Genomic DNA, 26,829 nt, shown 5'->3' on the forward strand with positions numbered 1-26,829 from the left:
GAAAAGGGGCGGCACGAGTATTCGCGCCGCCCCTTTTTTAATTCTACGCCTTGGCGGAATATCCCACGGGGGTCTGGGGTGTGAAACCCCCAGCCTGTCCCCCAGCCTTTTCTCAGTGCCCGAGGATCTGGCTCAGGAACTGCTGGGTCCGCTCGGATTTCGGGTTGTTGAAGAAGTCATGCGGGTTGTTCTGCTCGACGATCTGACCGTCGGCCATGAAGATCACCCGGTTCGCCACCGCCTGCGCGAAGCCCATCTCGTGGGTCACGCAGAGCATGGTCATCCCCTCTTCGGCCAGCTCGATCATCGTGTCGAGCACTTCCTTGATCATCTCCGGATCGAGCGCCGAGGTCGGCTCGTCGAACAGCATGATCCGCGGCTTCATGCACAGCGAGCGCGCGATCGCCACACGCTGCTGCTGACCGCCCGAAAGCTGGCCGGGATACTTGTCGGCCTGCTCGGGGATTTTCACCTTCTCGAGGTAGTGCATCGCCGTCGCTTCGGCTTCCTTCTTGGGCGTCTTGCGCACCCAGATCGGGGCCAGCGTCAGGTTCTCGAGAATGGTCAGATGCGGGAACAGGTTGAAGTGCTGGAACACCATGCCGACTTCGCGGCGGACCTTGTCGATGTTCTTCAGGTCGTTCGTCAGCTCGATCCCGTCGACGACGATCTTGCCCGCCTGGTGTTCCTCCAGACGGTTGATGCAGCGGATCAGCGTAGATTTCCCCGAGCCCGAGGGCCCGGCGATCACGATACGCTCGCCACGCTGCACGGTCAGATCGATGTCGCGCAGGACGTGGAACTGTCCATACCACTTGTTCATGTTCTCGATCTGGATCGCGACCTCGTCGGAGACCTGCATATGGCTGCGGTCGACCTGACGTTCGAATTGCGGTTCGGTCATTGTGTCTAGTCCCCGATTAATGGTTATCACGCTGCAGTCGACGCTCGAGAGACATCGAGTAGCGCGACATGGCGAAGTTCAGGATAAAGAAGATGGCGCCGACGAAGATGAAGGGCTCCCAGTAGATGCCTTTCCAGTTGAAGTCGGCGCGGATGAAGTCCGGGATGCCCTTGAGCGGGTCGAAGAGACCCACGAACACGACCAGCGTCGTATCCTTGAACATGCCGATGAAGGTGGAGACGATGCCCGGGATCGAGATCTTCAGCGCCTGCGGCAGGATGATCAGCCGCTGCGCCTTCCAGTAATCGAGCCCCAGCGCATCCGCCGCCTCGTATTGGCCACGCGGGAGTGCCGCGAGACCGCCGCGGATCACCTCGGCGATGTAGGCCGCAGCGAAGAAGGTCACGAGGATCATCACCCGCAGGATGATGTCGAAATTCGTGCCCGGCGGCAGGAAGTAGTTCAGCAGCAGCGAGGCCACGAACAGGAGCGTGATCAGAGGCACGCCGCGGATGAACTCGATGAAGACCACCGAGAAGCCTTTGACCAGCGGCATGTCCGATTGCCGCCCGAGCGCGAGCACGATCCCCAGCGGCAGCGACATCATGATGCCGCCCACGCCCAGCGTGATCGCCAGCAGGAAGCCCCCGAACTTGGCGGAGTCCACCGATTCCAGCCCCCAGGGCAGGATCGCCTGCAACCCGTCGATGAGCGGGCCCACCACGAAGAGGAAGTAGAGGATCGCGACGAAAGCGCCGATCGAGAACGCCATGATCGAGCCAAGCCGCGGTGACAGCAGCAACAGGATCGCCGCGCCCAGCACGAAGCCTGCGAAGATCATGATCGGCGTCCAGCCCGAGCCGCCCCAGAGCAGCCAGACGGCGAGGAACGGGTAGACCGGCGTGAACCAGGCCAGCACACGCGGCACCCAGGTGAAGAGAAGCGGGCCGACCGCCACGAAGAGCAGCAGGAAGGTCAGGATCGGGCGCCAGTACAGTTCCGGCGGGTAGAAGCCGAAGATGAACTGGTGCCAACGCTCGCGGATCACCGCCCAGCAGGCGCCGGTCGCGCCTTCGCCGTAACGGTCGGTGATGATCGTGCGGCATTCCTTGATCGAGTTGGCGTCCCAGACGCCATGCAGGAACCAAGGCAGGAAATGCATGACCAGCGTGTAGATCAAGGCCACACCCAGAAGGGTCAGCAGGGTGTTCAGCCAGCCCGAGAACAGGTTCTCGCGCAGCCATTGGACCGCACCGGACTGCCCTGCGGGGGCAGGCTGCTGCGGCAGCATCGTGTCGCGGACATAGGCGACGGAATGGGCTTGTGTATCGCTCATCTCACCGCTCCTTCAGCTTCACGCGATTGTTGTAGACGTTCATCACGCCCGAGATCGACAGCGAGATCGCGAGGTAGATCAGCATCATCAGCGTGATCGCCTCAAGCTCGCGCCCGGTCTGGTTCAGGGTGATGCCACCCAACGTGCCGCGCAGTTCCAGATAGCCCACGGCGATCGCGAGCGAGGAGTTCTTCGTCAGGTTCAGATATTGCGAGATCAGCGGCGGGATGATGACCCGCAGCGCCTGCGGCAGGATCACGAGGCTCATCGTGCGATTGGCCCGCAGACCCAGCGCGAAGGCGGCCTCGGTCTGACCTTTCGAGATGGCGAGGATACCGGCGCGGACGATCTCGGCGATGAAGGCCGCCGTATAGAGCGACAGGCCGAGCCAGAGCGCCACGAAGGAGTTCGACACGTTCGTGCCGCCGGTGAAGTTGAAGCCCTTGATCTGCGGCTCTTCGGGATTGATCCCGAGCGCAATGGCGAGGATCACGACGGGCGCGATCAGCACGAGCGCGCTCTTCCACCACATTGTAGGTCGTACCCCGGTCGCCTCCTGCACCTTGGCGGCGTGGGTCAGCATCCGCTTGTTCACCCAGATCGAGGCGATCAGCACGATCACCAGCGCAAGGAAGTTGAGCGAGATCGGTGCAAGCGCCGTGTCGAGCGAGCCGAGCGAGCGATCGAAATGCACCGAGGGGATCGCGGTGTAGCGATTGGTGAAAGCGACCGAGTCGAGCAGCATCGAAGCCTGTGCCTCGCCCGTCTGCTGGTTCACCTTATAGGCGTTGGGCGACGGGGCCACGTCGGTCAGCAGCGCGATCGCCACGAGGATCCACAGCAGCACCGGAATGTTGCGGAAGACCTCGACATAGACGGTCATCAGCCGCGCCACGAGCCAGTTCTTCGACAGGCGCAGCACGCCCACGAAGATCCCGATGATCGTCGCGGCGACGCAGCCCAGGAAGGACACCCAGAGCGTGTTGATGAGGCCGACAAGCAGCGCACGTCCGTGGCTCATGTCGTTGTTATACGGGATGATCGCATTGCCGATATCGTAACCGGCCCTCTGCCCGAGGAAGGAGAAATTGAAATCCTTCCCGAGGTCGTTGAGGTTCTGGATCACATTGTCCACCAGCCATGCCGCGCCGCCCATCACGAGGATGAAGACGATCGCCTGAATCGTCAGGGAGCGATAACGCGTGTCATAGATAAGCTGGCTGAGCCGGAAGCCCTGCTCCGGCGCGTCGGGCGCGCTTGTCATTCTTATTTCCCCTGTTGCCGCGTCGTTATTTTTGTCTGGCCATTCTTGCGGGCCTTAGTGGGGATGTCTCCCCTACGCACGGTCTCTTGAAAACGGAACAGGGGCGCGGATTGAACCGCGCCCCTGCCGGGCCCTTCTTAGCGGAAGGGAGGAGCGTACATCAGACCGCCTTGGGTCCACTGAGCGTTCAGGCCACGGGCCAGACCGATCGGGGTCTGCTCGCCAATGGTCGCGGCGAAGATTTCACCGTAGTTGCCGTTGGCCTTGATGGCTTTGACGGCCCAGTCCTTGTCGAGGCCGATCATCGCGCCGAGGTCACCCTCGGTGCCGAGCAGGCGGTTGACTTCCGGGTTGTCGGTGCCTTTGGCCAGCTCGTCGATATTCGCCGAGGTCACGCCGTATTCTTCAGCGCCGATCAGCGCGAAGACGGTCCAGCGGACGATGTCGGTCCACTGATCGTCGCCCTGACGGACGGCCGGAGCCAGCGGCTCTTTCGAGATGATTTCCGGCAGGATCACGTAGTCGGAAGGGTTCGCGAAAGCGGCGCGGGTCGCGGCGAGGCCGGACGCGTCGGTGGTGTAGGCGTCACAAGCGCCGGCGAGGAACTGCTGTTCGCCCTCGGCGTTCGAATCAACCGTAATCGGCTGATAGGACATGTTGTTGGCCTTGAAGTAGTCGGCGAGGTTCAGCTCGGTCGTGGTGCCGGTCTGGATACAGATCGACGCACCGTCGAGTTCCTTGGCCGAGGTCACGCCCGAATCCTTGCGGACCATGAAGCCCTGACCGTCGTAGTAGTTGGTCGCGGTGAACTGAAGCTTCAGGTCGGTGTCGCGCGAGAAGGTCCAGGTGGTGTTGCGTGCGAGCAGGTCCACTTCGCCCGAACCGAGCGCGGTGAAGCGCGTCTGGCCCGAGGTGGGGACGTATTTAACCTTCGAGGGGTCGCCCAGCACAGCGGCGGCGACGGCCTGGCAGACCGCGACGTCGAAGCCGGACCAGTTACCGTTGGCATCCGGCGCGGCGAAGCCCACGAGACCGGTGTTCACGCCGCAGATCAGCTCTCCGCGCGATTTCACGTCATCGAGCGTGGCCGCGCCAGCCAGACCGGCAGTCAGCGTCGCAGCCGTCAGCGCGCCGAAAAAGACGGATTTCTTCATTTTTACCTCTTCCTGTTGTCGCCGCTCTGACAGAGCGGTTCTTGGTCCCTCACGGACCTGGTCGATCGTGTCTCCATGACACGGAGTAACGAAAGTTTGGTCCATCCGATCAAAGAAGGTCAAGGCTAGTTTCCGGAATTCGTGAGGGCCCCTGCGTAAATCGTCAGCAAGTGATGATGCTTTTGGCAGGTCAATAAGCGGCGTGAGAATCCGCGGCGGTCACCTTTCGGTGAGCGTCCAGATTCGAGCCGCGTCACACAACGCCTCGCGCTTGTGTGCGGCGATCTCCGCCGCCTCTTCATCGTCGCCCCATTGGGCAATTTGCCAGTCCTCGTCGAGTCGCGAAATCTCCCATGCTTCTTCAGCCGAGAGCCTGCCGCGGGTGACCGCCAGCCCCAGCACGAGGGAGCCGGTGATGCCCACGAGATCATGCAGAGCTGCCAGCGCGAAGGGGTCGAGGTTTGCCACCTCCGCCTCCAGCCGCGCCAGATGGTCGGCAGGCTGATCCACCGGAAGAATTCCCGTCGTGACCTTCAGCTCCGCGCCATAGGTTTGCGCCGCCCATTCCAGCAGCGGGTCCCATTTCGCGGCCTGAAGCTCGACCAGTTCCGTCGGAGCCTCGGCACGGTAGCACAGAAGATCGGTGCCGCCGAATTCGCAGACATGGGTGACGACCTCGGGATGCTGATGCGCCACCTTGTCGATCGCCGCATTGGCAGAGCGGGTGACGGGCATCGTATGGGGCTTGATCGCGCCGTCCTGCGCGTCCCATTCCGCCGCGATAGCCTCGGCATAGGCGCGCGTCGGCACGGTCAGCGCGGCTTTTGCCGGCGTCTTCACCGCACGCCCGTCCAGCGCCACGCCGAACCCCTCGGGGTGCTCGGTGACGGTGGTTTCCGTCCAGAACCGCTTGGCCGCCCATTCGCTCATGCGCTCATCTCCCACAGATCCAGAAGTGTCGTTTCCAGCCCGTCGAAATCATCGACCATCTGATGCGCGCCCGCCGCTTCGAGCAGGTGCGGCGCGTGATAGCCCCAGCGTACGCCGATCGTCGCGACGCCCGCGCTGCGGCCCATCTCGATATCGAAGCTGGTATCGCCGATCATCACCGCGTCGCGTGCGTCCACGCCCGCCTCGCTCAACGCCGCGCCGATCATCGACGGGTGCGGCTTCGAGGGGTGATCGTCGGCGGTCTGTTGGCTGACGAAGAGCCCGTCCAGACCGTGATGCTCGATCAGCGCGCGAAGGCCGCGGCGGGATTTACCCGTGGCGACCGCCAGAAGCATGTCGTCGCGCGCGGCGAGCTTGCGCAGTAGCGCCTCGGCCCCTGGATAGAGCGGCGCGGGCGAGGCCGCGCGCGCGGTCTTGTAGCTTTGCTTGTATCCCTCGACGATGCGCGTCTGCGTCTCGGCATCGTGCTCCGGCGCAAGCCGCGCCACCGCGAGCGGCAGCGACAGACCCACGATCTGCAACACGGCAGAGGCCGACGGGGCCGGCAGGCCTGCCGCCTCGAACCCAATCGTCATCGCGTGGGTGATGTGGTTCTGGCTATCCGAGATCGTGCCATCGACGTCGAAGATCGCGAGCTTCATTTCAGATCCTCGAACGGATCGGCGGGCACGTCTTTTTCGTGCCAATCCAGCAGGTCCCAGGTCCGCTTCATGTGCTCGGGCAGCGGCGCGGTCAGCGTGATACGCTTGCCGCTGATCGGATGGTCGAAGCTGATCTGGCGGGCATGCAGGTGCAGCTTGCGGGAAATCTCGCCGCCCAGTTGCGCGCCCCAGCCGTCGCCCATGTTCTCCTGGCTCGAGCCACCATATTTGCCGTCGCCGATGATCGGGTTGCCGATCTCGGCCATATGCGCGCGCAGCTGGTGGGTCCGCCCGGTGATCGGCACCAGCGCGACCCAGCTGACCCGCTGACCGAGGATGTGCAGCGTGAAGTAATCGGTCGTGGCGCGCTTGGCGCCCTCGGTCTTGTCGACCTTGGCGGGATGGATGCAGATCATCTTCTCGCCTTCGCCGCCGCGCCCGTGACCCGGCGCTTTCACGAGACCGAAGCGGATCGTGCCGGTCTTCGGTTCGGGCGCGCCTGCGACGGCCGCCCAATAGATCTTGCGCGTGGTCTTGCCGCGGAACGCCTCGGACAGGCGGCGCGCGACGCGGTCGGTGCGCGCGAGCAGCAGAACGCCGGAGGTGTCCTTGTCGAGGCGATGGACCAGCTTCGGCTTGTCCTTGTAGCCGAATGTCAGCGCCTCGCTCAGCCCGTCGACATGGCGATTGCCCTGCCCCGAGCCGCCCTGCGAGGGCAGCCCCGGCGGCTTGTTGAGCGCGATGATATGCTCGTCCTTCCAGAGCACGCAGCTCTGGATGAATTTCGCATCCTCCTCCGAGATACCCTCGGTCCTCGGCGCGGGCGCGGAATCCGGGATCGGCGGCACCCGGATTTCCTGCCCCGGCGCGACGCGCGAATTGGCCTTCACCCGACCCTTGTCCACGCGCAGATCGCCTTTGCGGCAGAACTTTTCGATCATGCCCTGAGACAGATGCGGGAAACGCTTTTTCAGGAACCGGTCGAGGCGCTGTTCGCCCTCGTCTTCGGTGACAGTGATATGCTGGACGCCGCTCATAGCATGGCCCTCATCAATATAACGCCAGCGACGAGGCCCAGAAGCCCCGCGCTGACCGACAGTCCGATATAGCTGACTGCCAGTGTGACATCGCCTTTCTCGATCAAGCGATAGGCTTCGAGCGAGAAAGAGGAGAAAGTGGTGAAGCCGCCGAGAAAGCCGGTCGCGAGGAAGGCGTTCCAATGGGTCAGCTGCTTATCACCCAGAAACACCACGAGCGCGCCCATCAGGAACGAGCCGAGGATGTTCACCGTGATGACGCCCAGCGGGAAAGGCTGCGCGCCGAAGCTGCGCATCATTCCGACGCCGACGAGGTAACGCCCCGATGCACCCATCGCGCCGCCAAGCGCGACCTGCAAAATCGTAGAAAGCATCGCTGTCTCCTTTGGCGCCCTAAGAGCGTTCACAGGCCTGAATGTCAAGATTTGCGCTGTTCGCGCAGCTTGGCAAACCAGTCGACCCGCTTTTTCAACTCGCGCTCGAAGCCACGCTCGACGGGCTGATAGAGGACCGGGCGCTTCATCGTGTCGGGGAAGTAGTTCTGCCCCGAGAAGCCGTCCTCTGCGTCGTGGTCATAAGCGTAGCCCGCGCCGTAGCCCTGTTCCGACATCAGTTTGGTCGGGGCATTGAGAATATGCTTGGGCGGCGGCTCCGATCCGGTCTTCTGCGCCTGCGCCCGCGCGCCTTTATAGGCGACGTAACCTGCGTTGGATTTCGGCGCGAGCGCGAGATAGATCACCGTCTGCGCCAAAGCCAGCTCCCCCTCGGGCGAGCCGATGCGCTCGTAGATTTCCCACGCATGCAGCGCATGGGTCTGGGCCTGTGGGTCGGCCAGCCCGATATCCTCGACCGCCATGCGTACGAAGCGCCGCGCGAGATAGCGCGGGTCCTCGCCGCCCTCCAGCATCCGCGCGAACCAATAGAGCGCCGCGTCCGGGTCCGAGCCCCGCACGGATTTATGGAGCGCCGAGATCAGGTTGTAATGCTCATCGCCGGATTTGTCGTATTTCGCCGCACGGCGCATCAGCCGGGTCGACAGCGCGTCGGTGTCGAGCGTGCCGGTCACTTTCCACGCCGCCACCTGCTCGATCAGGTTCAGAAGCGCGCGGCCGTCGCCATCCGCCATTTCCAGCAGCGCCTCGCGTGCCTTGCCGGTCAGCGGCAGCGGACGATCGAGCGCCTTCTCAGCGCGCTGCGCGAGGCGTTCGAGATCGGCGAGGTCGAGCCGCTCCAGCACCATGACCTGCGCCCGGCTGAGCACAGCGGCGTTCAGCTCGAAGCTCGGGTTCTCCGTGGTGGCGCCCACCAACATGATCGTGCCGTCTTCCATATGCGGCAGGAAGCTGTCCTGCTGCGCCTTGTTGAAGCGGTGGATCTCGTCGACGAAGAGGAGCGTTCCCCTGCCCTGCCCGCGCCGCAGCTTGGCGGCCTCGAAGACTTTGCGCAGCTCCGGCACGCCGGTGAAGATTGCGGAAATCTGGACGAAGGCGCGATCGGAGGCATCGGCCAGCAGTCTCGCGATGGTGGTCTTGCCGACACCCGGCGGCCCCCAGAGGATCAGCGATCCGAGCGAGCCTGCAGCCAGCATTGCCCCCAAAGGCCCGTCGGGTCCGAGTACCTGTTCCTGACCGATCACCTCACCCAGAGTTTTCGGGCGGATGCGATCAGCGAGCGGGCGCGGCGCTTCGGGCGCAGGCGCATTGGGATCGGGGGGCGTGTCGAATAGGTCGGCCATGATGGCGTGAACCTAGTGTCTAGCTCCGCCAACGAAAAGCCCCCGCGCGTGTGGGGCGCACGGGGGCTCTAATCTTTCCCATCCCTTTAATGAAGGTTTTGGGAAAAGTTCATCGATACGACCTGGTTCTTGATCCCGTCGATCTCCAGCACCGGTCCCATCGCAGTCATGTCCACGCCAACCCGACCCGCCCAACGCGGCCAATTCGCGTTCAGAAGGGTAAGGGCGGAACTTGCGCCGAGTTCACGCGCCGAATTGCCGATTTCCTGCACGAGACGCGCATGAACTTTGCGGCGCATCGCCATCGGAACGTCATGGGACACGAACAGACGCGAGCTTTCCCAGACGGTCTCGCTGACCGGAGCTTCGTCATAGAGAAGGTTGGACGGGATCGTCGCGAGCAGCCCCCGCTGCGCATCGCGGATCATGTAGCTATAGATCCCGCAGGTCGTCGTCGTGGGCGTCAGACGGTTGCCTGCCAGCACCTTGCCCAGCTCGTCATGGACGACGACCCAGCGGCTCGCCGGGGTGTCATACTGGTCATATTCCATGCCCATCGCTTCTGGGAGATCCCATTTATTCTGGACAATGAAGAGCTCGCGCCTGGCGCGCAGCATGTTTGCGAAAAGCTCACCGTGATTATGAAAATTGGTGAACGAAAGCGTAGTGGTCTGCATGTCTTCCTCCTGCAGGTTAGTCACAGTACAGCCGTGCGGAGGGTCAACAACACTATAACAGGCGGAAATCCTTTGCGCGCTGAATAGCTTCGGCGGTCGTCCGAGCCATCAGTCTTGCGCGCGCAGAATTCAGCCGCGCCTTGAGCGCGCTTTCCGAAATTCCAAGTTTCGCGGCCGCCGCCGCGTGTCGGTCACCCCCAGCAACACAGCGCAGGGCTTCGATCTGAGCTCTCGTGAGTTCCTCAGGCGGTTGAGTCATGTCGTGCAATTCGCGCACGATAAGCTCAAAGGTCTCGATCTCGGGTAGGTCGAATTCCCGATCATCGCGCGCCATGCTTGCGATAGTACGGGACCGGATCGGGCCGCATGAGACTGTCGCCCCGTAGACCAGACCATAGTGTTTGGCCTCATCGAAGAGACGGAAAGGATCGGGTAACCGCGGGTCGCTCCACCGGATTGAGCCGGTCTCGCTAAACCCCCAAGCAGTCATAGGGTCACGGAGCACATAGCCGTTTGCGGTATAATGATCGAGCCAGGCTTTGTCGTAAGTCTGGAACGTCATCAAAGGCGCCGTAAAACGAATATGCAGTCCAACAAAATAACCGCTTGGAGCTAAACGATCCAAGTCACGAAGTTTCAAATCGATTCTGCTCTGTATCGACATATCTTTTTAGACAGTTTGGAATTAACCCGGTCAACTTAAAAGTGTTCGCGCCGTGCGGAGTTCGCTCCGACAGTGACATTACGTCCCTACCCGCCCACGCGCTTACACTCGCGAATGCGCATCATCTGCGCAATAACCTTTTGCGTGAGAAATGCGGGAAAATGCAGGCGGAAATAAGAAAATCCCGCCTAATAGGCGGGATTTCGCAATTCTCATTGATTTCGCGGGGAAATCGGTCGCGAGGATCAATCCTCGGCAGCCTCTTCGGCTTCGACGCGTGCCTTATCTGCCGCACCTTTTGCGTCCAGATCGCGCTCGACGAATTCGATGATCGCCATCGGAGCCATGTCGCCGTAACGGAAACCGGCTTTCATAATGCGAACGTAGCCGCCCTGACGGTCCTTGTAGCGCGGGCCGAGGATGTCGAAGAGTTTCGCGACATACTGGTCCTGCTTGAGCTGCGAGGCCGCCTGACGGCGTGCGTGCAGATCGCCGCGCTTGGCGAGCGTGATCAGCTTCTCGATGACCGGGCGCAGTTCTTTCGCCTTCGGCAGGGTCGTCTTGATCTGCTCGTGCTCGATCAGCGAGCCAGCCATGTTGGCGAAGAGCGCCTTGCGGTGCTCATGGGTACGGTTGAGGCGGCGGTAGCCACGTGCGTGACGCATTGTCTATCTCCAATCTTGCGTTTTGCTTTGTCAGGCCAGCGATGCGTGTCACCGGCTCACCTTGGGGTCTTGTGACCCAGATCGTCCCCGGCAGTCCGGGCATTGGAGGGGCGTTTAGCCAACGCCCCTCAATTCGTCAATCAGAACTGGTCTTCGAAACGCTTGGCCAGATCTTCGATGTTCTCCGGCGGCCAATCTTCGACTTCCATGCCGAGATGCAGGCCCATGCCCGAGAGCACTTCCTTGATCTCGTTCAGCGACTTGCGGCCGAAGTTCGGGGTGCGGAGCATCTCGGCTTCGGTCTTCTGGATCAGGTCGCCGATATAGACGATGTTGTCGTTCTTCAGGCAGTTCGCCGAACGCACGGACAGTTCCAGCTCGTCCACTTTCTTCAGCAGAAGCGGGTTGAACTCGAGACCGTCGTCCTGGTCCTGCTTGCCAGCCGATTCCGGCTCTTCGAAGTTCACGAAGATCGACAGCTGGTCCTGCAGGATGCGGGCTGCGAAAGCCACCGCGTCCTCGGCCGAGAGCGACCCGTCGGTCTCGACCTTCATGGTCAGCTTGTCATAGTCCAGAACCTGACCTTCACGGGTCGGCTGCACTTCGTAGGCGACTTTCTTGACCGGCGAGTAGATCGCGTCGACCGGGATCAGGCCAATCGGCGCATCCTCGGGACGGTTCTTGTCGGCGGCGACGTAGCCCTTGCCGGTATTCACGGTCAATTCCATGAACAGGTCGGCACCATCGTCGAGGTGGCAGATCACGTGATCCTTGTTCAGGACCTCGATGCCCGCGGTCTCGGTGATGTCGCCAGCGGTCACGACGCCCGGGCCCTTGGCCGAGATCGAGAGGCGCTTCGGACCTTCAACGTCCATACGCAGAGCCACGCCCTTGAGGTTCAGGACGATGTCGGTCACGTCTTCACGAACGCCTGCGACCGAGGAGAACTCGTGCAGCACGTTGTCGATCTGTACGCTGGTGATCGCGGCGCCCTGAAGCGACGAGAGCAGCACGCGGCGCAGTGCGTTGCCGAGCGTCAGGCCAAAGCCACGCTCGAGCGGTTCAGCGACGATCGTCGCCTGACGCAGCGGGTCGTTGCCGGGCTTGATTTCAAGCTGCGTCGGCTTGATGAGTTCAGCCCAATTCTTGTGGATCATGCGTTTGCCTCCATACCTGTCCCAGACCCATGCCCAAAGTCGGGGACGCCCGAGGATAAAACCGAAAAATGCGGGCGGGCCGCACGGGAAATCCGCACGGCCCGACCGTCGTAATCTTGATTAGACGCGGCGACGCTTCGGCGGGCGGCAGCCGTTATGGGCGATCGGGGTCACGTCACGGATCGAGGTGACGGTCAGACCGACCGCAGCCAGCGCGCGCAGCGCCGATTCACGACCCGAACCGGGGCCCTGAACTTCGACGTCCACGGTGCGCAGACCGTGATCCTGAGCCTTCTTGGCCGCATCTTCTGCAGCCATCTGAGCGGCGTAGGGGGTCGACTTACGCGAGCCCTTGAAGCCCATCGTGCCAGCCGACGACCACGAGATCGCGTTGCCCTGCACGTCAGAGATCAGGATTTTGGTGTTGTTGAACGAGGAGTTCACATGAACGACGCCAGCGGCGATGTTCTTGCGTTCCTTGCGCTTAGCGCGAACCTTATCACGAGCCATTTGTCCTGCCTCCCCTTACTTCTTCTTGCCAGCGATGGGTTTCGCCGGACCTTTGCGCGTACGCGCATTCGTATGGGTGCGCTGACCGCGCACGGGCAGGTTGCGACGGTGACGCAGGCCACGGTAGCAGCCGAGATCCATCAGGCGCTTGACGTTCATCTGAACTTCACGGCGCAGGTCGCCCTCGACGGTGTAATTGGCGTCGATATGTTCGCGGATGGCGAGCACTTCGGAATCCGAAAGCTCGTTGACGCGACGGGTCACGTCGACACCGGTAGCTTCGCAGATCTGCTTAGCCGAGTGAGGACCGATCCCGGTGATGTAGGTAAGTGCGATCGGGACGCGTTTCCCGGTCGGAATGTTGACGCCAGCAATACGTGCCAAAGCGTGTATCCTTTCGTTGCGAGCCCGTAACCCCAGGCCCTTTTTTCACAACACGAGGCCCGAAACTGGCGCTTCGGACCCCACGATTAACTCCCTCGAGAATCTTCCCTTCTCGGAAACGATTCCCGTCGGAGACGCCGTGACCTAGAGGTAAACGCCTTCCGGGTCAAGGCTTCATTTACGATTACTCTTGCTGATCGAGAATTCGTGCGATCGAGGTCGCCACGGTCTCGATTTCGGCCAGCCCGTCGATCGTGAACAGATCGCCCGCGTGGTAGTAGTAGCCGATCAGCGGAGAAGTCTTCTTGTAATACTCCATCAACCGGGTGCGCAGGCTGTCTTCGTTGTCGTCCGCGCGGCGCTTCACGTCGGTGCTGCCGCACTTTTCGCATTTGCCGTCTGCGGGCCAGGGCTTGGTCTGGTCGTGATAGACCTCACCGCAGCCGCCGCAGGTCGAGCGACCGGTGATACGGGCGACGAGCGCCTCGTCATCCACCTGCATCTCGATCACCGCGTCGAGCTTGGTGCCCATCTTGGCGAGCAGCTTGCCCAGAGCGTCGGCCTGCCCCAGCGTGCGCGGGAAGCCGTCGAAGATGAATCCCTCGCCGCCGGCGGCGAGCTTTTCCTCGATCAGACCGATGACGATCTCGTCGGTCACGAGCTGACCCTTGGCCATGACATCGGCGACGAGATTGCCCATCTCGGTGCCCGAGTCCTTCGCTTCACGCAGCATGTCGCCGGTGGAGAGTTGGACCATGCCGCGCTCTTCGACGAGACGGCGGGCCTGGGTGCCCTTGCCCGCGCCGGGCGGGCCGAGAAGAATGATATTTGCCATGTCGGCTCCCCCTGAAAACGCTTGGCGGATTTAGCGGCGCGCGGGCGGCTTGCGCGGCCCCTTCTTCTTCTTGCCCGAACGGCCGCGAAGCTGCGAGCGTTCGATCAGACCCTCGTATTGGTGGGCCAGAAGATGCGACTGAATTTGGTTGATGGTGTCCATCGAAACGGTGACCACGATCAGAACCGAGGTGCCGCCGAAGTAGAACGGAATGGACAGCTGCGAACGCAGGATCTCGGGCAGAAGGCAGACCGCGGCGAGATAGGCGGAACCGATCACGAGAATGCGGCTGACGACGTAGTCGAGATATTCTTCGGTCTTCTTGCCGGGCCGGATGCCGGGCACGAAGCCGCCTTGGCTCTTCAGGTTATCCGCGACTTCGTCCGACTTGAACGACACGTTCGCGGTGTAGAAGTAGGCGAAGAACACGATCATCGCGACGTAGAACAGCAGGTAGAGCGGCTGACCCGGCCCGAAATAGGCGAGGATCGTCGACATCACCGGACCGGTGTTCTGGCCCGAGAAGGTCGCGATGGTGGTCGGCAGCAGCAGCAGCGACGAGGCGAAGATCGCCGGGATGACGCCCGCCGGGTTCACCTTGATCGGCAGGTGGCTGGAGCCGCCATCATAGACCTTCATCCCCACCTGACGGCGCGGATACTGGATATGGATCTTGCGCAGCGCGCGTTCCATGAAGACGACGAAGGTGATCACGACCGCGATCATCAGGATCACGCCCAGGATCACCGGAGTGGAGATCGCACCGGCGCGGCCCTGCTCCAGGAAGCGGGCCAGAGCCGCCGGGATTTCCGCGACGATACCGACGAAGATGATCAGCGAGATGCCGTTGCCGATGCCGCGTGCGGTGATCTGCTCACCCAGCCACATCAGGAACATCGTGCCGCCGACGAGCGTGATGACCACGGCAGCGACGAAGAACAGGCCCGGATCATGCGCCAGATCGCCCTTCTCGAGCGAGACGGCCAGACCCCATGCCTGGAAGGTCGCCAGAGCAACGGTCGCATAGCGCGTGATCTGGTTGATCTTCTTGCGGCCCTGCTCGCCTTCCTTCTTCATCTGCTCGAGTGCGGGCACCAGAGCGGTCAGAAGCTGGATGATGATCGAGGCCGAGATGTAGGGCATGATGCCGAGCGCGAAGACGCCCATCCGGCCGAGCGCACCGCCCGTGAACATCGACAACACGCCGCCGAGGCCAGAGCCCGCGCTTTGCATGAATTCGCGCAGTGCCTGCGCGTCGATGCCCGGAACCGGAATATAGGTCCCGAGGCGGTAGATGATCAGCAAACCAATGGTGAAGAAGATGCGCTGGCGCAGCTCGGTGGCTTTGCCCAGGGCGTCCCAGCTGAGGTTCGCCGCCATTTGCTCTGCAGCAGATGCCATATGCTCGTCTCTTTCATGTAAAGCGCCGCCCAACCGGTTCCCGGTCGGCGGCGCCTAGAAAACCTTCGCCTATGTAATCGGGCCGAGGCCCGCTCACAACAGCTTATTCAGCGGCCTGCGCCACCGTGACCGAACCGCCAGCCTTCTCGACAGCCTCAACGGCCGATTTCGAAGCACCGGTGACGTTCAGGGTCACTTTCGACTTGATGTCGCCCTTTGCGAGGACACGCACGCCATCGAGCTTGCGGCGCACGACACCGGCCGCGACCAGCGCGTCTTCGGTGATGTCCGACTTCGCGTCGAGCTTGCCGGCTTCGATGAATTTCTCGATCTGGCCGAGGTTCACGACGTTGAACTTCTTCGCGTTCGGCTTGGTGAAGCCACGCTTCGGCAGACGACGATAGAGCGGCATCTGGCCGCCTTCGTAACCGTTCAGGGCCACACCCGAACGCGACTTCTGACCTTTGATACCACGGCCAGCCATCTTGCCTTTGCCCGAGCCGGGACCGCGGGCGACGCGTTTTTTCTTCTGGGCCGCGCCTTCGTTGTCGCGCAGTTCATTGAGTTTCATATCGCTTCTCCTTGCCGGAACACCTTCCCGAAGCGAGTGCGGAAGGGACACGGCTTTTCGTGTTGATTCTGATGCGGCCGTCGGGCCACCGGGGGCGTATAGTGCGTTTGCCTCGCGCACGCAACTCCCGCGTTTTCGCGCAATCGGGGCGGTGTCACGGCTAGCGCGCGCCCTGCCCCACCGGGCCGGTCGCCCGAAGGTTACGCACCTCAGGCGTGGTATGGCGCCTCCGATCTCTCGCCGCCCCATCACGATGCCGCGATGAGCCAGCCGCTGGTCTAGATTGACGCCAACGCGCCGGTCGGCGAGCCCGAGCAGACGAGGCTGTCCACACGGCCGGGGCGTTCTCTTATCCCGCGCGGCGCTTGACCTTCCCGCCCCCCGCTCGCTACTGCAGATGCAGCATTTGCGAGGGACATTCATGACGCGCATCCTGATCACCGGCACCGCAGGTTTCATCGGCTACCATCTGGCGAAGCTGCTGCTCGACGAGGGCTATCGGGTGCATGGCTATGACGGGATGACCGACTACTATGATGTCGCCCTGAAACAGCGCCGCCATGCGATGCTGCTGCAGAACCCGAATTTCTCCGCGACCGAGGGGATGCTCGAAGATCTCGAAACCTTCGACGCGATGGCGGATGAGTTCGAACCGGAGATCATCGTCCATCTCGCAGCGCAGGCCGGCGTGCGCTACAGCCTTGAACAACCCCGCGCCTATATCGACGCGAACATCGTCGGCACCTTCAACGTGATGGAGGCCGCGCGCCGCCACGAGGTACAGCACCTTCTGATGGCGTCGACCTCGTCGGTCTACGGGGCGAACGAGGACATGCCATATGCCGAGACCGACAAGGCCGACACGCAGCTGACGATCTATGCGGCGACGAAGAAGGCGACCGAGTCGATGGGCCATTCCTATGCTCATCTGTGGAACCTGCCGACGACGATGTTCCGCTTCTTCACGGTCTACGGGCCGTGGGGCCGTCCCGACATGGCGCTGTTCAAGTTCACCGATGCGATCCTGAACGACCGCCCCATCGACATCTATAATCACGGCGAGATGTATCGCGACTTCACCTATGTCGAAGACCTCGTGCGCGGCATCCGCCTGTTGATCGACGCAGTCCCCGAGCGCCCCGCCTCGCGCGACGAGATCGCCGAGGGCGACAGCCTCTCGCCCGTGGCCCCCTACCGGATCGTCAATATCGGCAATTCGGACAAGGTGAAGCTTCTGGACTTCGTCGATGCGCTGGAGGCCGAGCTGGGCCGCCCCGCGCAGCGCAATTACATGGAGATGCAGAAAGGCGACGTGCCCGCGACCTGGGCCGATGCCTCGCTTCTGCAATCCCTCACCGGATACCGTCCGCAGACCGATGTGCGCGAGGGGATCGCGAAATTCGTGGCATGGTTCCGCGACTATTACGGGAAATAACCCCTCCTCCCCTTGCCGCAGCGCAGCAATCGCCTAAGTCACGGGGCTGATACTCGGCGCTACACCTATTTTCGGAGACTACCCATGACGCTCGAACCCCGCCACGCGCGGGCCGTGATCCTGTCGCTGGCCCTCGGCACTTTCGGTATCGGCGTGATCGAGTTCGCGTCCATGGGGCTGCTGCCCTATTACGCGGCCGATTTCGGGATCTCCGAGGCGCGGGCGGGTCATGCGATCTCGGCCTATGCGCTTGGCGTTGTGATCGGCGCGCCGCTTCTGGCGGTAATCGGGGCGAAAATCCCGCGCAAGCAGTTCCTGATCGGGTTGATGGGCTTCTATGCGGTGGCGAACCTTCTGGCCGGGTTCGCGCCGAACATGGATAGCTTCATGGCGGCGCGCTTCGCCTCGGGCCTGCCGCATGGCGCCTATTTCGGGATGGCGATGCTGTTCGCCGCCGATCTGATGCCCGTGGGCAAACGGGCGCAGGGCATCGCGATGGTGATCACCGGGCTGACCATCGCGAATATCGTGGGCGTGCCGCTCGCAGGTGCGATCGGGCAGAATTTCGGCTGGCGCTGGGGCTTTGCCATCGTCGCGGTGATCTGCGCGGCCTCAGCATTGATGATCGCGCGCGTCGCTCCCGCGACACCGCGCGACCCGAATGCCAGCCCGATGCGCGAGCTGGGCGCGCTGGCCAATCGCTCGGTCTGGCTGACGCTGCTGGTGGGTTCGATCGGCTTCGGCGGCATCTTCGCGGTCTATTCCTATCTGTCGGCGGCGATGATCGACACGCAGGCGGGCCCCGCCTGGACGATCCCCGTGGCGCTTTCCGCCTTTGGCGTGGGCGGCACGCTGGGCAACTGGATTTCGGGCAAGCTGTCGGATTGGTCGCGCTTCGGCGCAGGCGTGATCCTGCTTTGCGGGATGATCGTGATGTCGATCCTCTACACCTTCACGATCGGCAACTGGGTCGCGATGTCGGTGGCGATGATCGCACTCGGGTCGACCGCCGGGATGGTGATCCCGATGCAGATGCGGCTGATGGAGGTCGCGGGCGAGGCCCAGACACTCGCCGCCGCCCTCAACCACGCGGCTTTCAACCTCGCCAATGCGATCGGGCCGTTCCTTGCCGGGATCGCGCTTGCGAACGGCTATGGCTGGACGGCTACCGGCTATGTCGGCGCGGGGCTGGCGGCGGCTGGGCTCGTCTTCCTTGCCATCGCATGGCTCGATAGCCGCCGCCCCGCCGCCGTTCCTGCTTAGGCCTTCTCGATGCGGACCGGGACGCCCTTGGAGCCGGGGGTCTTCGACAGCTCGTCATTGAGCCCCACCGGCACCAGCACGTTGCATTCCGGGTAATAGCCTCCGACCGTGCCGCGCGGCAGCTCGAAGGTGATGACGCTCAGCCCGGTCTTGCGACGCGCGACGCCGTCATCCATGTCGCCGTGGACCACGACCGGATCGCCGTGCTCGAGCCCCAGATCGGCCATGTCGATCTTGTTCATCAGCAGCACGTCGCGCGTCCCTTCGATGCCGCGGAACCGGTCCGAATAGCCATAGATCGTGGTATTGAACTGATCGTTCGAGCGCATGGTGATCATCCGGAAACGGCCCGGCTTGTCCTCGAAGCCAAGCGCGTTGAGCTTGGAAGGCGTGGTGAATTCCAGCTTGCCGCTTTCCGTCTTCCAGATGCGATCATGCGCCGGGTTGCCGCGCCAGAACCCGCCCGGTTCGTTCATCCGCTCGTTGAAGCCGCGGAAGTCGTCCGGATACGTCGCTTCGATCAGATCGCGGACGACGGAATAATCCTTCACCCATTCGTCCCATTGCAGCTTCGGGTTCGGATCGCAGGCGGCTTTCGCAATGCCGCAGGTGATGGCCAGTTCGGATTTCAGCTTGTCCGAGGCGGGCGCGCTTTTGCCAAGCGAGCCGTGGATCTTCGAAAAGCTGTCCTCGACCGAGACATATTGATTGCCGCTCTCCTGCTCGTCCTTCTCGGACCGGCTGAGACACGGCAGAATATAGGCCACCTCGCCCGGATAGAGATGCGAGCGGTTGAGCTTGGTCGAGATCATCACCGTCAGCTTCTGCTTCGGCCACGCCTCTTCGATCCGCTCGCTATCGGGCAGCGCGCGCACGAGGTTGCCGCCAAGCGAGAACATGGCAGAGACCTTGCCCTCCATCATCGCCTGCGCCGCGTCGACGATGTGGTAGCCGTCTTCCTGCGGCGGCTCGAAGCCGTAAAGCTCGCGGAGCTTATCCATCGGGATCAGCTTGGCCTTCTCGGCAATGCCGACGGTCCGCTGGCCCTGCACGTTGGAGTGTCCGCGCACCGGACAGCAGCCCGCGCCCTTGCGCCCGATATTACCGCGCAGCGCGAGGAAGTTCACCAGCATCCCGATATTGGTCGCGCCATGGGCGTGCTGGGTCAGCCCCATCCCATAGACGCCGATGACCTTCTCGGCATGGATATAGACATCCGCCGCCTGACGCAGTTCGGCCTCGGACAGCCCGCATTCCTCGGTGATCTTGTCCCACGGCGTCGTGCGGCAGAAGGTCAGAAACCCGTCATAATTGACCGCGTGTTCCTTCAGGAAGTCCCAGTCGATGATCGCCGAGCGGCCCTGTGCCTGCGCTTTTTCGTCCTCTTCGATGACCGCCTTGCACAGGCCGGTCAGCGCCGCGATATCCGAGCCCGCTTTGAGCTGGTGATATTGATCGGAGATGATCGTCTCACGCCCCGTCGCCATGTCACGGATGTTCTGCGGATCGACGAAGCTGACGAGCCCCTGCTCTTTCACCGGGTTGAAGGTGACGATCTTCGCGCCCCGATCCTTCGCCGCCTTCAGCGGATGCAGGAAGCGCGGCGAGTTGGTGCCGGGGTTCTGGCCGAAGAAGAAGTAGCAATCGGTCTCTTCAAGGTCTTCCCAAAGCACCGTGCCCACCGACGAGCCGATCACCTTCTTCAGGCCGACCGACGTCGTCTCGTGACACATATTCGAACTTTGCGGCAGGTTGTTGTTGCCATAGGCGCGGGCCATCAGCGCCCAGAGATAGCTGGCCTCCAGACCCGCATGGCCCGATGAGTAGAACACGACTTCCTTCTTCGGCAGACCTTTCAGGATCGACCCGATCTCCGAGAAGGCCTCGTCCCAGCTCACCTCGACATAGCGATCGGTGGCGCGGTCGTAGCGCATCGGCGCGGTCAGACGGCCGGTCTTCTCCAGCTCGTGGTCGGACCAGTCCATCAGGTCAGCAACCGTGTGGTCGTCCCAGAATTCCGGCGTGTGACGCGACTTGGTCATCTCCCACAGCGTCGCCTTCGCCCCGTTCTCGCAGAATTCGAACGGGTGGTAATTGGCGGGTTTCGGGAAAGCACAGGACGAGCACATGAGACCGCCCGGTTTGTTCTGACGCTCCAGCTCGCGCAGCACATCCGGCGAGGGCCAGGAGTCGCCAAAGACCCGGGCAATGCCCCGCATCGAGCCCCAACCACCGGAGGGGCCGCTTTCTTCGGGTAGTTTATCAAGCTTGTCAGACATGGCGCGTCGCTCCTCCGGGGTCGATCCGCGCATATGAAATTGCGCGCGCCCCGAGGGGCGCGCGCAGGCCAGCCGACCGGCTGAGGACCGCAGAGGGAAAGGCTCTGCATATGATGCGCGGGATGTGGGTCACATCGTTCCAACCCTGCCTGCGCCCGGTCGGTTCCGGCCGTCCCGTAGCCTCACTCAGTAGTGATGCTCATGCTCCGATGTCTTGCCGCGGAACACCCAATAGGCATAGGCCGTATAAGCGAGAATGATCGGCAGGAAGATCGCCGCGCCGACCAGAATGAAGCCCTGCGACATCGCCGTGGTCGACGCCTCGCGGATCGTGATCGAGGCGGGCACGATATAGGGGAAGATCGACAGACCGAGCCCCATGAAGCACAGGATGAAGATCGCAATCCCCGAAAGATAGGCGACCACGCCGCGATCCGATCGAATGGCAGTCCAGTAGCCGAAGCCCGCCACCATCAGCAACAGCGGCACCACGGCGCTCCAGATGACGCCCGGCCACTGGAACCAGCGGTGATAATATTCGGGATGCAGGAACGGCGTCGCGAGCGAGGCGAGAGCGATAAACCCGAGTGTCACGATCAGCGACACCTGCCCGACGCGCCGCGCCAGATCGTAAAGCCCGTGCGAGGTCTTGATGACGAGCCAGGCCGAACCCAGCATCACATAGCCCGCGACCAGCGCCAGCGCCGTGCCGAGCGAGAACCAACTCACCCAGTCGAACGGGCCGCCGGTGAAGGTGCGCCCGGTCACTTCGGGGCCGCGCAGCAGCCCACCGAGGATCGCGCCCTGCGCCAGTGTCGCGATCAGCGAGCCGCCGAAGAACGCCTTGTCCCAGAGCTTCTGCCAGCGCCTGGTCTTGCCGCGAAATTCGAAGGCCACGCCACGAAAGGCGAGCGAGAGCAGCATGATGATGATCGGCACATAAAGCGCGTTGAGGATGATCCCGTAAGCCAGCGGGAAAACGGCGAGCAGACCGCCGCCCCCCATCACCAACCATGTCTCGTTACCGTCCCAGACCGGCGCGACCGAATTCATCGCGCGGGTGCGGTTCTCCTCGGAGCCGAGGAAGGGAAAGAGGATGCCAATGCCGAGGTCGAACCCGTCGAGCACCACATAGGTCAGGATCGCGAAGGCGATGATCGCGGCCCAGATGTCGGGCAGATAATGGGCGAAGCCGCTCATACGTGGGCCTCCTCTTTCTCGGTCGTCACATCATTGGCGAGCATCGCGCCCGCCACGCCGCCGGCGCGCTGGGGTGTGTTCTCGACGGGCTCCGCCGACTCCGGCCCGCGCCGCATCAGTCGCAGCAGGTAGAAAGTGCCCGAACCGAACAGGAAGGCGTAAACGACCACGAAGCCGATCAGCGCCGCCCAGGCTGCGCCATGGCTGAGGTTCGACACCGATTCCGCGGTCGTGAAGTGGCCATAGACCGTATAGGGCTGGCGGCCGAATTCGGTGGTGAACCAGCCCATGATGATCGCGAGGAACCCGCCCGGCGCGAAGACCAGCGCCACTTTGTGGAACAGCCCCGGCTCGTGCAGGCGCTTGCGCCACATCAGCCAGCCGCCCCAGAGCCCGATCGCCGCGAAGGCGAAGCCGAGCCCCACCATGATGCGGAAAGTGAAGAAGACGATCGTCATCGGCGGGCGTTCATTCGGCGGGAAGTCCCCGAGGCCGGGCACCTCGCCGTCGAGCGAGTGTGTCAGGATCAGCGAGGACGCATAGGGCACCTCGATCTTGTAATCGGTGCGCTCCTGGCTCGGGTTCGGAATGCCGAACAGGATCAGGCCCGCGCCCTTGCTGGTTTCCCAATGCCCTTCCACCGCCGCGATCTTGGCGGGCTGGTGTTCGAGCGTGTTGAGCCCGTGCTGGTCGCCTGCGAAAATCTGGATCGGCGCGGTCACGAGGATCATCGCCACCGCCATGCGGAACATCGTGCGCACCGCGTCATCCGCCGTGCCCTTGATGTGGTGCCAAGCCCCGACCCCGGCCACGACGAGCGCCGTGGTCAGGTAGGCCGCCAGCACCATATGCACGAAGCGATAGGGCAGCGAGGGGTTGAAGATCACCTCCCACCAGTTCTGCGGGATGAATTGGCCGACATCGTTCATCGCGAAGCCCGCGGGCGTCTGCATCCAGCTGTTGACCGAGAGGATCCAGAAGGCCGAGAGCAACGTGCCGAAGGCCACCATCGTCACGGCGAACATGTAGATCCACTTGTTCACGCGGTTGCGTCCGAAGAGCATGATCCCGAGGAAACCGGCCTCGAGGAAGAAGGCGGTCATCACCTCGTAGCCCATCAACGGCCCGATCACCGGTCCCGCCTTGTCGGAGAAATGCGCGAAGTTCAGGCCGAACTCGTAGGACATCACGACGCCAGAGACGACGCCCATCCCGAAGACCACTGCAAAGATATGTTTCCAGAACTCGAAGATCCTCAGGAAGACCTCCTTGCCGGTAATCATCCGCAGGGCTTCCAGCACCATCAGGTAACTTGCCGTCCCGATGGAGAAGGCTGGAAAGACGATATGCGCCGAGACGACGAAGGCGAATTGCGCCCGCGCCAGATCGAGTGTCGGTATGTCGAAAATGCTCATGGCCGTCCGCGTTTCTGCACGTTGCGTGATAAGAACTAGACTTGCCCGAGGATACGGCAACCGCCGGAACGTGGTTCAAAGCCCAACTGGGACGGGTTGTCGCAGCCAAAGAAAAAAGCCCGCACGGAGATCCGCACGGGCTTCATCAGTTCAATGTCGCTTATTTCAGGCGACTTGTTTGAGGGCGCTTTCTTCCGGGATGAACTCCTCATGGAGCGCCTTGATAACGGGTTTCAGATCACCGCGTTCGAGCACGAATTGCACATCGACATTGCGCGGACCCTGAGTCGCGCCGAGGCTTTCCATGCCGTCCTTGGCGATTGCCTGCAGACCTCGGGTCAGAACCGAGAGGCCCTTCAGGTCACGCCCGATGACCGAAGCCATCGACAGCATCCGCGCCGAGATTTCCGCCGACGGGTAAATCTCGCAGAGGTCTTTCTCGACCTTCTGGAGCACTTCGATCGGCGCGTCGACATAGTGCGTGATCGTGTTGGCGTTCGACGCTTTCGACACGATGCGCACGCCATGACGCGTCAGCACTTCGAGTATCTTGGCGTCGTAACCCTTCACGCCGACCATGTCCTGTTCGAACACTTCCAGCGCGATGATATCGAGCCCGGTCACCATCTCGACCGCCGCTTCCTTGGCAGGCTTGTCGTCGATCAGCGTGCCCGGATCGCCCGGGTCGAACGCGTTGGTGACGCGCAGCGGAACATCCGCCTGGCGCAGGGTTTTGGCGGCTTTCGGGTGGATCGCCTCCATGCCCATGTTCGACATCTGGTCGGCCACGTCATAGTTGGTGTGGCCTAGCTTGCGCACCTTGCCTTCGCCCACCAGCTTCGGGTCGGCAGAGGACAGATGGAATTCCTTATGGATGATTGCCTCGCGCGCGCCGGTGAGGGCTGCGAGCATTGAGAAGGTCACCTCGGAATAGCCACGGTCGAATTCCCGCATCAGGCCTTCGGCGCATTGCGCATATCCCGTCACGATCGGCATTTCGGACGCCGGGTCGACATCCTTCATCGCCCCCATGATCCGGCCTTCGAGGTCGTGATCGGTCTCGTCGCGCCAACCGGAGAGGTCGACGAGACGTGCGTTCACGCCGTTGCGCTGCAGCAGGAGCGTGGTGACGAAGGCCGAATGCGCCTCGCCCAGACCCGACAGCAATTCGCGGATCTGCAGCATGTGCTGCGAGAGGCGGAAGTGCCCGTAGGAGCACAGGCGCTGCAGGTCGATCAGGCAGTTGCGCGCGCCTTCGATACGCTCACGCACGAATTCGGTGGCCTGCGAGATGTCGCCCGGATGCGTCAGCACGCTCTCATGGGCTTCGACCATCGCCGACGAGACGCGGCTCAGCGCCTCGTGCCAGCCATGTTCGCTGTCGGCTTTTGCGAATTGCGCATAGACGCCCGCCTCGCCCGACTTCTTATGTTCGAGCAGCAGATTGGTGATGCCACCAAACGCCGAGACGACGAAAATGCGGTTGTAAAGATCGGCGCCCTTGCGGTCTCCGATGAACAGCGTGTCGAGCAGTTCGTCCACGCGGCTCATCGAGGTGCCGCCGATCTTTTCGACTGTGTGATTCTGGTGGGTCAATTTGGCCCCCTTACGAATTTTCCAGTTCTTCGGCCGGCGCATAAGAGCCGTCCTCACGGTGAACTTCGTTGCCGGTCACCGGCGGGTTGAAGCAGCAGGCCATGACGAGGTCTTCGTCCCCTGCTACCAGACGATGGTGGTCATGCAGGTTCAGCGCATACATGACACCCGGCTTGATTTCGTGGCGCGTGCCGTTGTCGAGCTCGGTGATGTGGCCGTTGCCCGAGATGCAGTAGACGCTCTCGAAATGGTGCTTGTAGTGGAACGTGTGGTCCGAACCGGCCTTCAGCGTCGTGATGTGGAAGCTGAAGCCCATCTTGTCGTCGGCGAGCAGCATGCGCACGCTGCTCCAATCGGCGTCGGACACGTCGCGGTCGGTGTTTTTAAGCTTGTTGAAATCACGAACGATCATGTGATGTGTCTCCGTATCTGAATTTCTTGGTCGCTGGGGGAGGCAGCGACGGATTACTCCGCCGCGATGTCCGTGCGCTCGCCGGTCACCTCGGTGGCGGCTTCGCGCAGGATTTCCAGCCCCTTGCGGAATTGTTCCATCGGCGTGGTCAGCGGTGCGAGGACCTTCACGACCTGGTCGTCATTGCCCGAGGTTTCGATCACGAGACCTTTTTCGAAGCAGCGACCGCAGATCGCCGAAGCCAGCTCGCCGGTGCCGACATCGACACCCTGCATCAGACCACGGCCCTTGAGGAAGGCACCCGGCACGAGATCGGCCACGGCGGCCAGACCTTCACGCAGCACGTCCGATTTCACGGCCAGTTCCTTCTGGAACTTGTCGTCGGCCCAGAACTTCTCGATCGCCACAGTGGCGGTCACGAAGGCATGGGTGTTGCCGCGGAAGGTACCGTTATGCTCGGCCGGGCCGAACACGTCGTAGTCGGGACGCACCAGAACCATCGCCATCGGCATGCCGAAGCCCGAGATCGACTTCGCCTGGGTCACGACGTCCGGCATCACGTCCATCTCCTCGAAGGAGAAGAAGGTGCCGGTGCGGCCGCAGCCTGCCTGAATGTCGTCGATGATGAACAGCGCACCGTGCTTGCGGGCGACTTGCTCGACGCCTTTCACGAATTCCGGGCTTGCGGCGTTGAGGCCGCCCTCGCCCTGAACCGTCTCCAGCATGATCGCCGCCGGAGCGTCGATACCGCCCGAGGCGTCCGAGAGCATCTGGTCGAGCAGCGCGACCGAATCCACACCATCGGCATAGGCGTCGTACGGCATGCGGGTCACGCCATGCGTGTCCATGCCGGCGCCACCGCGGTGGTAGCCGTTACCGGTCGCCGCCAGCGCACCCATGGTCACGCCATGGAAGCCGTTGGTGAAGGCAATGATGTTGGTGCGGCCGGTCGCCTTGCGCGCGATTTTCATCGCGGCTTCGACGGCATTCGCACCGGTCGGGCCGATGAACATCAGCTTATGGTCCATGCCGCGCGGCGCGAGGATGTGCTCCTCGAACGCGCTCAGGAACTTGGCCTTGCTGTCGGTGTGCAGGTCGAGCGCGTGACCCATCTTGTTTTCGGTCAGGTGCTCAATCAGCGCCTGCTTCATGTCCGGGTCGTTGTGCCCGTAGTTCAGCGACGAGCAACCGGCGAGGAAGTCGATATAGGTGTTGCCCTCGGCGTCGGTCAGCTCCGAGCCTTGCGCGCTGGTGAAAACGGTATCGAAGCCACGGCAGTAGGAGCGGGCCTCAGATTCGCGTTGGGTAAAGATCGTTTTATCCGTCGAATGAACGGTCATGGG

General features: G+C 62.5%; 26 protein-coding genes. 2 read left to right on the top strand and 24 right to left on the bottom strand.

Annotated features, from left to right (window positions below):
- Positions 1-112: 112 nt before the first annotated feature.
- From BMI85_RS16365 to rplO, 18 genes are all read right to left on the bottom strand, one after another.
- Positions 113-904, bottom strand: a complete 792-nt coding sequence (locus BMI85_RS16365) for an amino acid ABC transporter ATP-binding protein (protein WP_078540191.1) — start codon at positions 902-904, stop codon at positions 113-115.
- 16 nt (positions 905-920) lie between these two features.
- The gene (locus BMI85_RS16370) at positions 921-2,240 is read right to left on the bottom strand and encodes an amino acid ABC transporter permease (protein ID WP_078602041.1); all 1,320 of its coding nucleotides are present in this window, start codon (positions 2,238-2,240) and stop codon (positions 921-923) included.
- Position 2,241: 1 nt separating this feature from the next.
- Positions 2,242-3,504, bottom strand: coding sequence for an ABC transporter permease subunit (locus BMI85_RS16375; protein WP_078521770.1), 1,263 nt, complete (start codon positions 3,502-3,504; stop codon positions 2,242-2,244).
- Between the two features lie 137 nt (positions 3,505-3,641).
- Entirely contained in the window at positions 3,642-4,658 is a 1,017-nt protein-coding gene (locus BMI85_RS16380; protein WP_078521773.1) for an amino acid ABC transporter substrate-binding protein, read from the bottom strand.
- Between the two features lie 219 nt (positions 4,659-4,877).
- On the bottom strand, positions 4,878-5,588 hold the full coding sequence (locus BMI85_RS16385; RefSeq protein WP_078602042.1) for an ATP12 family protein: 711 nt from the start codon (positions 5,586-5,588) through the stop codon (positions 4,878-4,880).
- Positions 5,585-6,250, bottom strand: coding sequence for an HAD-IA family hydrolase (locus BMI85_RS16390; protein ID WP_078602043.1), 666 nt, complete (start codon positions 6,248-6,250; stop codon positions 5,585-5,587). The genes BMI85_RS16385 and BMI85_RS16390 overlap by 4 nt, the downstream gene beginning before the upstream one ends.
- Positions 6,247-7,287 carry an RluA family pseudouridine synthase gene (locus BMI85_RS16395; RefSeq protein ID WP_078602044.1) on the bottom strand — a complete coding sequence of 347 codons (1,041 nt, stop codon included), beginning with the start codon at positions 7,285-7,287 and terminating at the stop codon, positions 6,247-6,249. The genes BMI85_RS16390 and BMI85_RS16395 overlap by 4 nt, the downstream gene beginning before the upstream one ends.
- Positions 7,284-7,661 carry a fluoride efflux transporter CrcB gene (gene crcB / locus BMI85_RS16400; protein ID WP_078602045.1) on the bottom strand — a complete coding sequence of 126 codons (378 nt, stop codon included), beginning with the start codon at positions 7,659-7,661 and terminating at the stop codon, positions 7,284-7,286. The genes BMI85_RS16395 and crcB overlap by 4 nt, the downstream gene beginning before the upstream one ends.
- Positions 7,662-7,705: 44 nt before the next feature.
- Positions 7,706-9,022, bottom strand: coding sequence for a replication-associated recombination protein A (locus BMI85_RS16405; protein WP_078571386.1), 1,317 nt, complete (start codon positions 9,020-9,022; stop codon positions 7,706-7,708).
- An 86-nt stretch (positions 9,023-9,108) separates the two neighbouring features.
- A complete protein-coding gene (locus tag BMI85_RS16410) occupies positions 9,109-9,699 on the bottom strand; it encodes an acyl-homoserine-lactone synthase (protein ID WP_078545313.1) in 591 nt (196 codons plus the stop codon).
- A gap of 52 nt (positions 9,700-9,751) precedes the next feature.
- Positions 9,752-10,363, bottom strand: coding sequence for an autoinducer binding domain-containing protein (locus BMI85_RS16415; RefSeq protein ID WP_078602046.1), 612 nt, complete (start codon positions 10,361-10,363; stop codon positions 9,752-9,754).
- A 245-nt stretch (positions 10,364-10,608) separates the two neighbouring features.
- The gene (gene rplQ / locus BMI85_RS16420; RefSeq protein WP_078521789.1) at positions 10,609-11,028 is read right to left on the bottom strand and encodes a 50S ribosomal protein L17; all 420 of its coding nucleotides are present in this window, start codon (positions 11,026-11,028) and stop codon (positions 10,609-10,611) included.
- 140 nt (positions 11,029-11,168) lie between these two features.
- Positions 11,169-12,185 carry a DNA-directed RNA polymerase subunit alpha gene (locus tag BMI85_RS16425; protein ID WP_075775948.1) on the bottom strand — a complete coding sequence of 339 codons (1,017 nt, stop codon included), beginning with the start codon at positions 12,183-12,185 and terminating at the stop codon, positions 11,169-11,171.
- A 120-nt stretch (positions 12,186-12,305) separates the two neighbouring features.
- On the bottom strand, positions 12,306-12,695 hold the full coding sequence (gene rpsK, locus BMI85_RS16430) for a 30S ribosomal protein S11 (protein ID WP_078521791.1): 390 nt from the start codon (positions 12,693-12,695) through the stop codon (positions 12,306-12,308).
- A gap of 15 nt (positions 12,696-12,710) precedes the next feature.
- A complete protein-coding gene (rpsM, locus tag BMI85_RS16435) occupies positions 12,711-13,079 on the bottom strand; it encodes a 30S ribosomal protein S13 (RefSeq protein ID WP_078521793.1) in 369 nt (122 codons plus the stop codon).
- Between the two features lie 184 nt (positions 13,080-13,263).
- Positions 13,264-13,914, bottom strand: a complete 651-nt coding sequence (locus BMI85_RS16440) for an adenylate kinase (RefSeq protein ID WP_078521795.1) — start codon at positions 13,912-13,914, stop codon at positions 13,264-13,266.
- Positions 13,915-13,944: 30 nt separating this feature from the next.
- Positions 13,945-15,315, bottom strand: coding sequence for a preprotein translocase subunit SecY (gene secY / locus BMI85_RS16445; protein WP_078602047.1), 1,371 nt, complete (start codon positions 15,313-15,315; stop codon positions 13,945-13,947).
- A gap of 103 nt (positions 15,316-15,418) precedes the next feature.
- Positions 15,419-15,886, bottom strand: a complete 468-nt coding sequence (gene rplO / locus BMI85_RS16450) for a 50S ribosomal protein L15 (RefSeq protein WP_078540200.1) — start codon at positions 15,884-15,886, stop codon at positions 15,419-15,421.
- A gap of 421 nt (positions 15,887-16,307) precedes the next feature.
- On the opposite strand from rplO, the gene BMI85_RS16455 reads away from it, so the two are divergent.
- Together BMI85_RS16455 and BMI85_RS16460 are read left to right on the top strand one after the other, a co-directional pair.
- Positions 16,308-17,321: an NAD-dependent epimerase/dehydratase family protein gene (locus BMI85_RS16455; protein WP_078602048.1), complete on the top strand. Its 1,014-nt coding sequence runs from the start codon at positions 16,308-16,310 to the stop codon at positions 17,319-17,321.
- Positions 17,322-17,405: 84 nt separating this feature from the next.
- Positions 17,406-18,584, top strand: coding sequence for an MFS transporter (locus BMI85_RS16460; protein WP_078602049.1), 1,179 nt, complete (start codon positions 17,406-17,408; stop codon positions 18,582-18,584).
- Here BMI85_RS16460 and BMI85_RS16465 read toward each other — a convergent pair.
- The 6 genes from BMI85_RS16465 to ectB form a co-directional block, all read right to left on the bottom strand.
- On the bottom strand, positions 18,581-20,863 hold the full coding sequence (locus BMI85_RS16465; RefSeq protein WP_078602050.1) for an FdhF/YdeP family oxidoreductase: 2,283 nt from the start codon (positions 20,861-20,863) through the stop codon (positions 18,581-18,583). The genes BMI85_RS16460 and BMI85_RS16465 overlap by 4 nt on opposite strands.
- A 186-nt stretch (positions 20,864-21,049) precedes the next feature.
- Positions 21,050-22,063, bottom strand: a complete 1,014-nt coding sequence (cydB, locus tag BMI85_RS16470; protein ID WP_078571393.1) for a cytochrome d ubiquinol oxidase subunit II — start codon at positions 22,061-22,063, stop codon at positions 21,050-21,052.
- Positions 22,060-23,472: a cytochrome ubiquinol oxidase subunit I gene (locus BMI85_RS16475; RefSeq protein WP_210402377.1), complete on the bottom strand. Its 1,413-nt coding sequence runs from the start codon at positions 23,470-23,472 to the stop codon at positions 22,060-22,062. The genes cydB and BMI85_RS16475 overlap by 4 nt, the downstream gene beginning before the upstream one ends.
- Positions 23,473-23,643: 171 nt before the next feature.
- A complete protein-coding gene (locus tag BMI85_RS16480) occupies positions 23,644-25,074 on the bottom strand; it encodes an aspartate kinase (protein WP_281481441.1) in 1,431 nt (476 codons plus the stop codon).
- 10 nt (positions 25,075-25,084) lie between these two features.
- Complete coding sequence (locus BMI85_RS16485) at positions 25,085-25,486, bottom strand: ectoine synthase (protein WP_075775937.1); 402 nt, start codon at positions 25,484-25,486, stop codon at positions 25,085-25,087.
- A gap of 53 nt (positions 25,487-25,539) precedes the next feature.
- Positions 25,540-26,826 (bottom strand): diaminobutyrate--2-oxoglutarate transaminase, encoded by a 1,287-nt coding sequence (ectB, locus tag BMI85_RS16490; protein ID WP_143595143.1) that lies wholly within the window; start codon positions 26,824-26,826, stop codon positions 25,540-25,542.
- Positions 26,827-26,829 lie beyond the last annotated feature (3 nt).

Source organism: Thioclava sp. DLFJ4-1, assembly GCF_002020145.1.
In the GTDB taxonomy this organism is placed as follows: Bacteria; Pseudomonadota; Alphaproteobacteria; order Rhodobacterales; family Rhodobacteraceae; genus Thioclava; species Thioclava sediminum.

Bases quoted from the DNA above. Each gene is read 5' to 3' on its own strand.
- ectB (WP_143595143.1), bottom strand. From the start codon at position 26,826: ATGACCGTTCATTCGACGGATAAAACGATCTTTACCCAACGCGAATCT.
- rplO (WP_078540200.1), bottom strand. From the start codon at position 15,886: ATGAAACTCAATGAACTGCGCGACAACGAAGGCGCGGCCCAGAAGAAA.
- crcB (WP_078602045.1), bottom strand. From the start codon at position 7,661: ATGCTTTCTACGATTTTGCAGGTCGCGCTTGGCGGCGCGATGGGTGCA.
- BMI85_RS16405 (WP_078571386.1), bottom strand. From the start codon at position 9,022: ATGGCCGACCTATTCGACACGCCCCCCGATCCCAATGCGCCTGCGCCC.
- BMI85_RS16375 (WP_078521770.1), bottom strand. From the start codon at position 3,504: ATGACAAGCGCGCCCGACGCGCCGGAGCAGGGCTTCCGGCTCAGCCAG.
- BMI85_RS16465 (WP_078602050.1), bottom strand. From the start codon at position 20,863: ATGTCTGACAAGCTTGATAAACTACCCGAAGAAAGCGGCCCCTCCGGT.
- BMI85_RS16410 (WP_078545313.1), bottom strand. From the start codon at position 9,699: ATGCAGACCACTACGCTTTCGTTCACCAATTTTCATAATCACGGTGAG.
- rpsK (WP_078521791.1), bottom strand. From the start codon at position 12,695: ATGGCTCGTGATAAGGTTCGCGCTAAGCGCAAGGAACGCAAGAACATC.
- BMI85_RS16460 (WP_078602049.1), top strand. From the start codon at position 17,406: ATGACGCTCGAACCCCGCCACGCGCGGGCCGTGATCCTGTCGCTGGCC.
- BMI85_RS16370 (WP_078602041.1), bottom strand. From the start codon at position 2,240: ATGAGCGATACACAAGCCCATTCCGTCGCCTATGTCCGCGACACGATG.
- BMI85_RS16395 (WP_078602044.1), bottom strand. From the start codon at position 7,287: ATGAGCGGCGTCCAGCATATCACTGTCACCGAAGACGAGGGCGAACAG.
- BMI85_RS16440 (WP_078521795.1), bottom strand. From the start codon at position 13,914: ATGGCAAATATCATTCTTCTCGGCCCGCCCGGCGCGGGCAAGGGCACC.
- BMI85_RS16455 (WP_078602048.1), top strand. From the start codon at position 16,308: ATGACGCGCATCCTGATCACCGGCACCGCAGGTTTCATCGGCTACCAT.
- BMI85_RS16425 (WP_075775948.1), bottom strand. From the start codon at position 12,185: ATGATCCACAAGAATTGGGCTGAACTCATCAAGCCGACGCAGCTTGAA.
- BMI85_RS16415 (WP_078602046.1), bottom strand. From the start codon at position 10,363: ATGTCGATACAGAGCAGAATCGATTTGAAACTTCGTGACTTGGATCGT.
- BMI85_RS16365 (WP_078540191.1), bottom strand. From the start codon at position 904: ATGACCGAACCGCAATTCGAACGTCAGGTCGACCGCAGCCATATGCAG.
- cydB (WP_078571393.1), bottom strand. From the start codon at position 22,063: ATGAGCGGCTTCGCCCATTATCTGCCCGACATCTGGGCCGCGATCATC.
- rplQ (WP_078521789.1), bottom strand. From the start codon at position 11,028: ATGCGTCACGCACGTGGCTACCGCCGCCTCAACCGTACCCATGAGCAC.
- BMI85_RS16390 (WP_078602043.1), bottom strand. From the start codon at position 6,250: ATGAAGCTCGCGATCTTCGACGTCGATGGCACGATCTCGGATAGCCAG.
- secY (WP_078602047.1), bottom strand. From the start codon at position 15,315: ATGGCATCTGCTGCAGAGCAAATGGCGGCGAACCTCAGCTGGGACGCC.
- BMI85_RS16385 (WP_078602042.1), bottom strand. From the start codon at position 5,588: ATGAGCGAATGGGCGGCCAAGCGGTTCTGGACGGAAACCACCGTCACC.
- BMI85_RS16485 (WP_075775937.1), bottom strand. From the start codon at position 25,486: ATGATCGTTCGTGATTTCAACAAGCTTAAAAACACCGACCGCGACGTG.
- BMI85_RS16380 (WP_078521773.1), bottom strand. From the start codon at position 4,658: ATGAAGAAATCCGTCTTTTTCGGCGCGCTGACGGCTGCGACGCTGACT.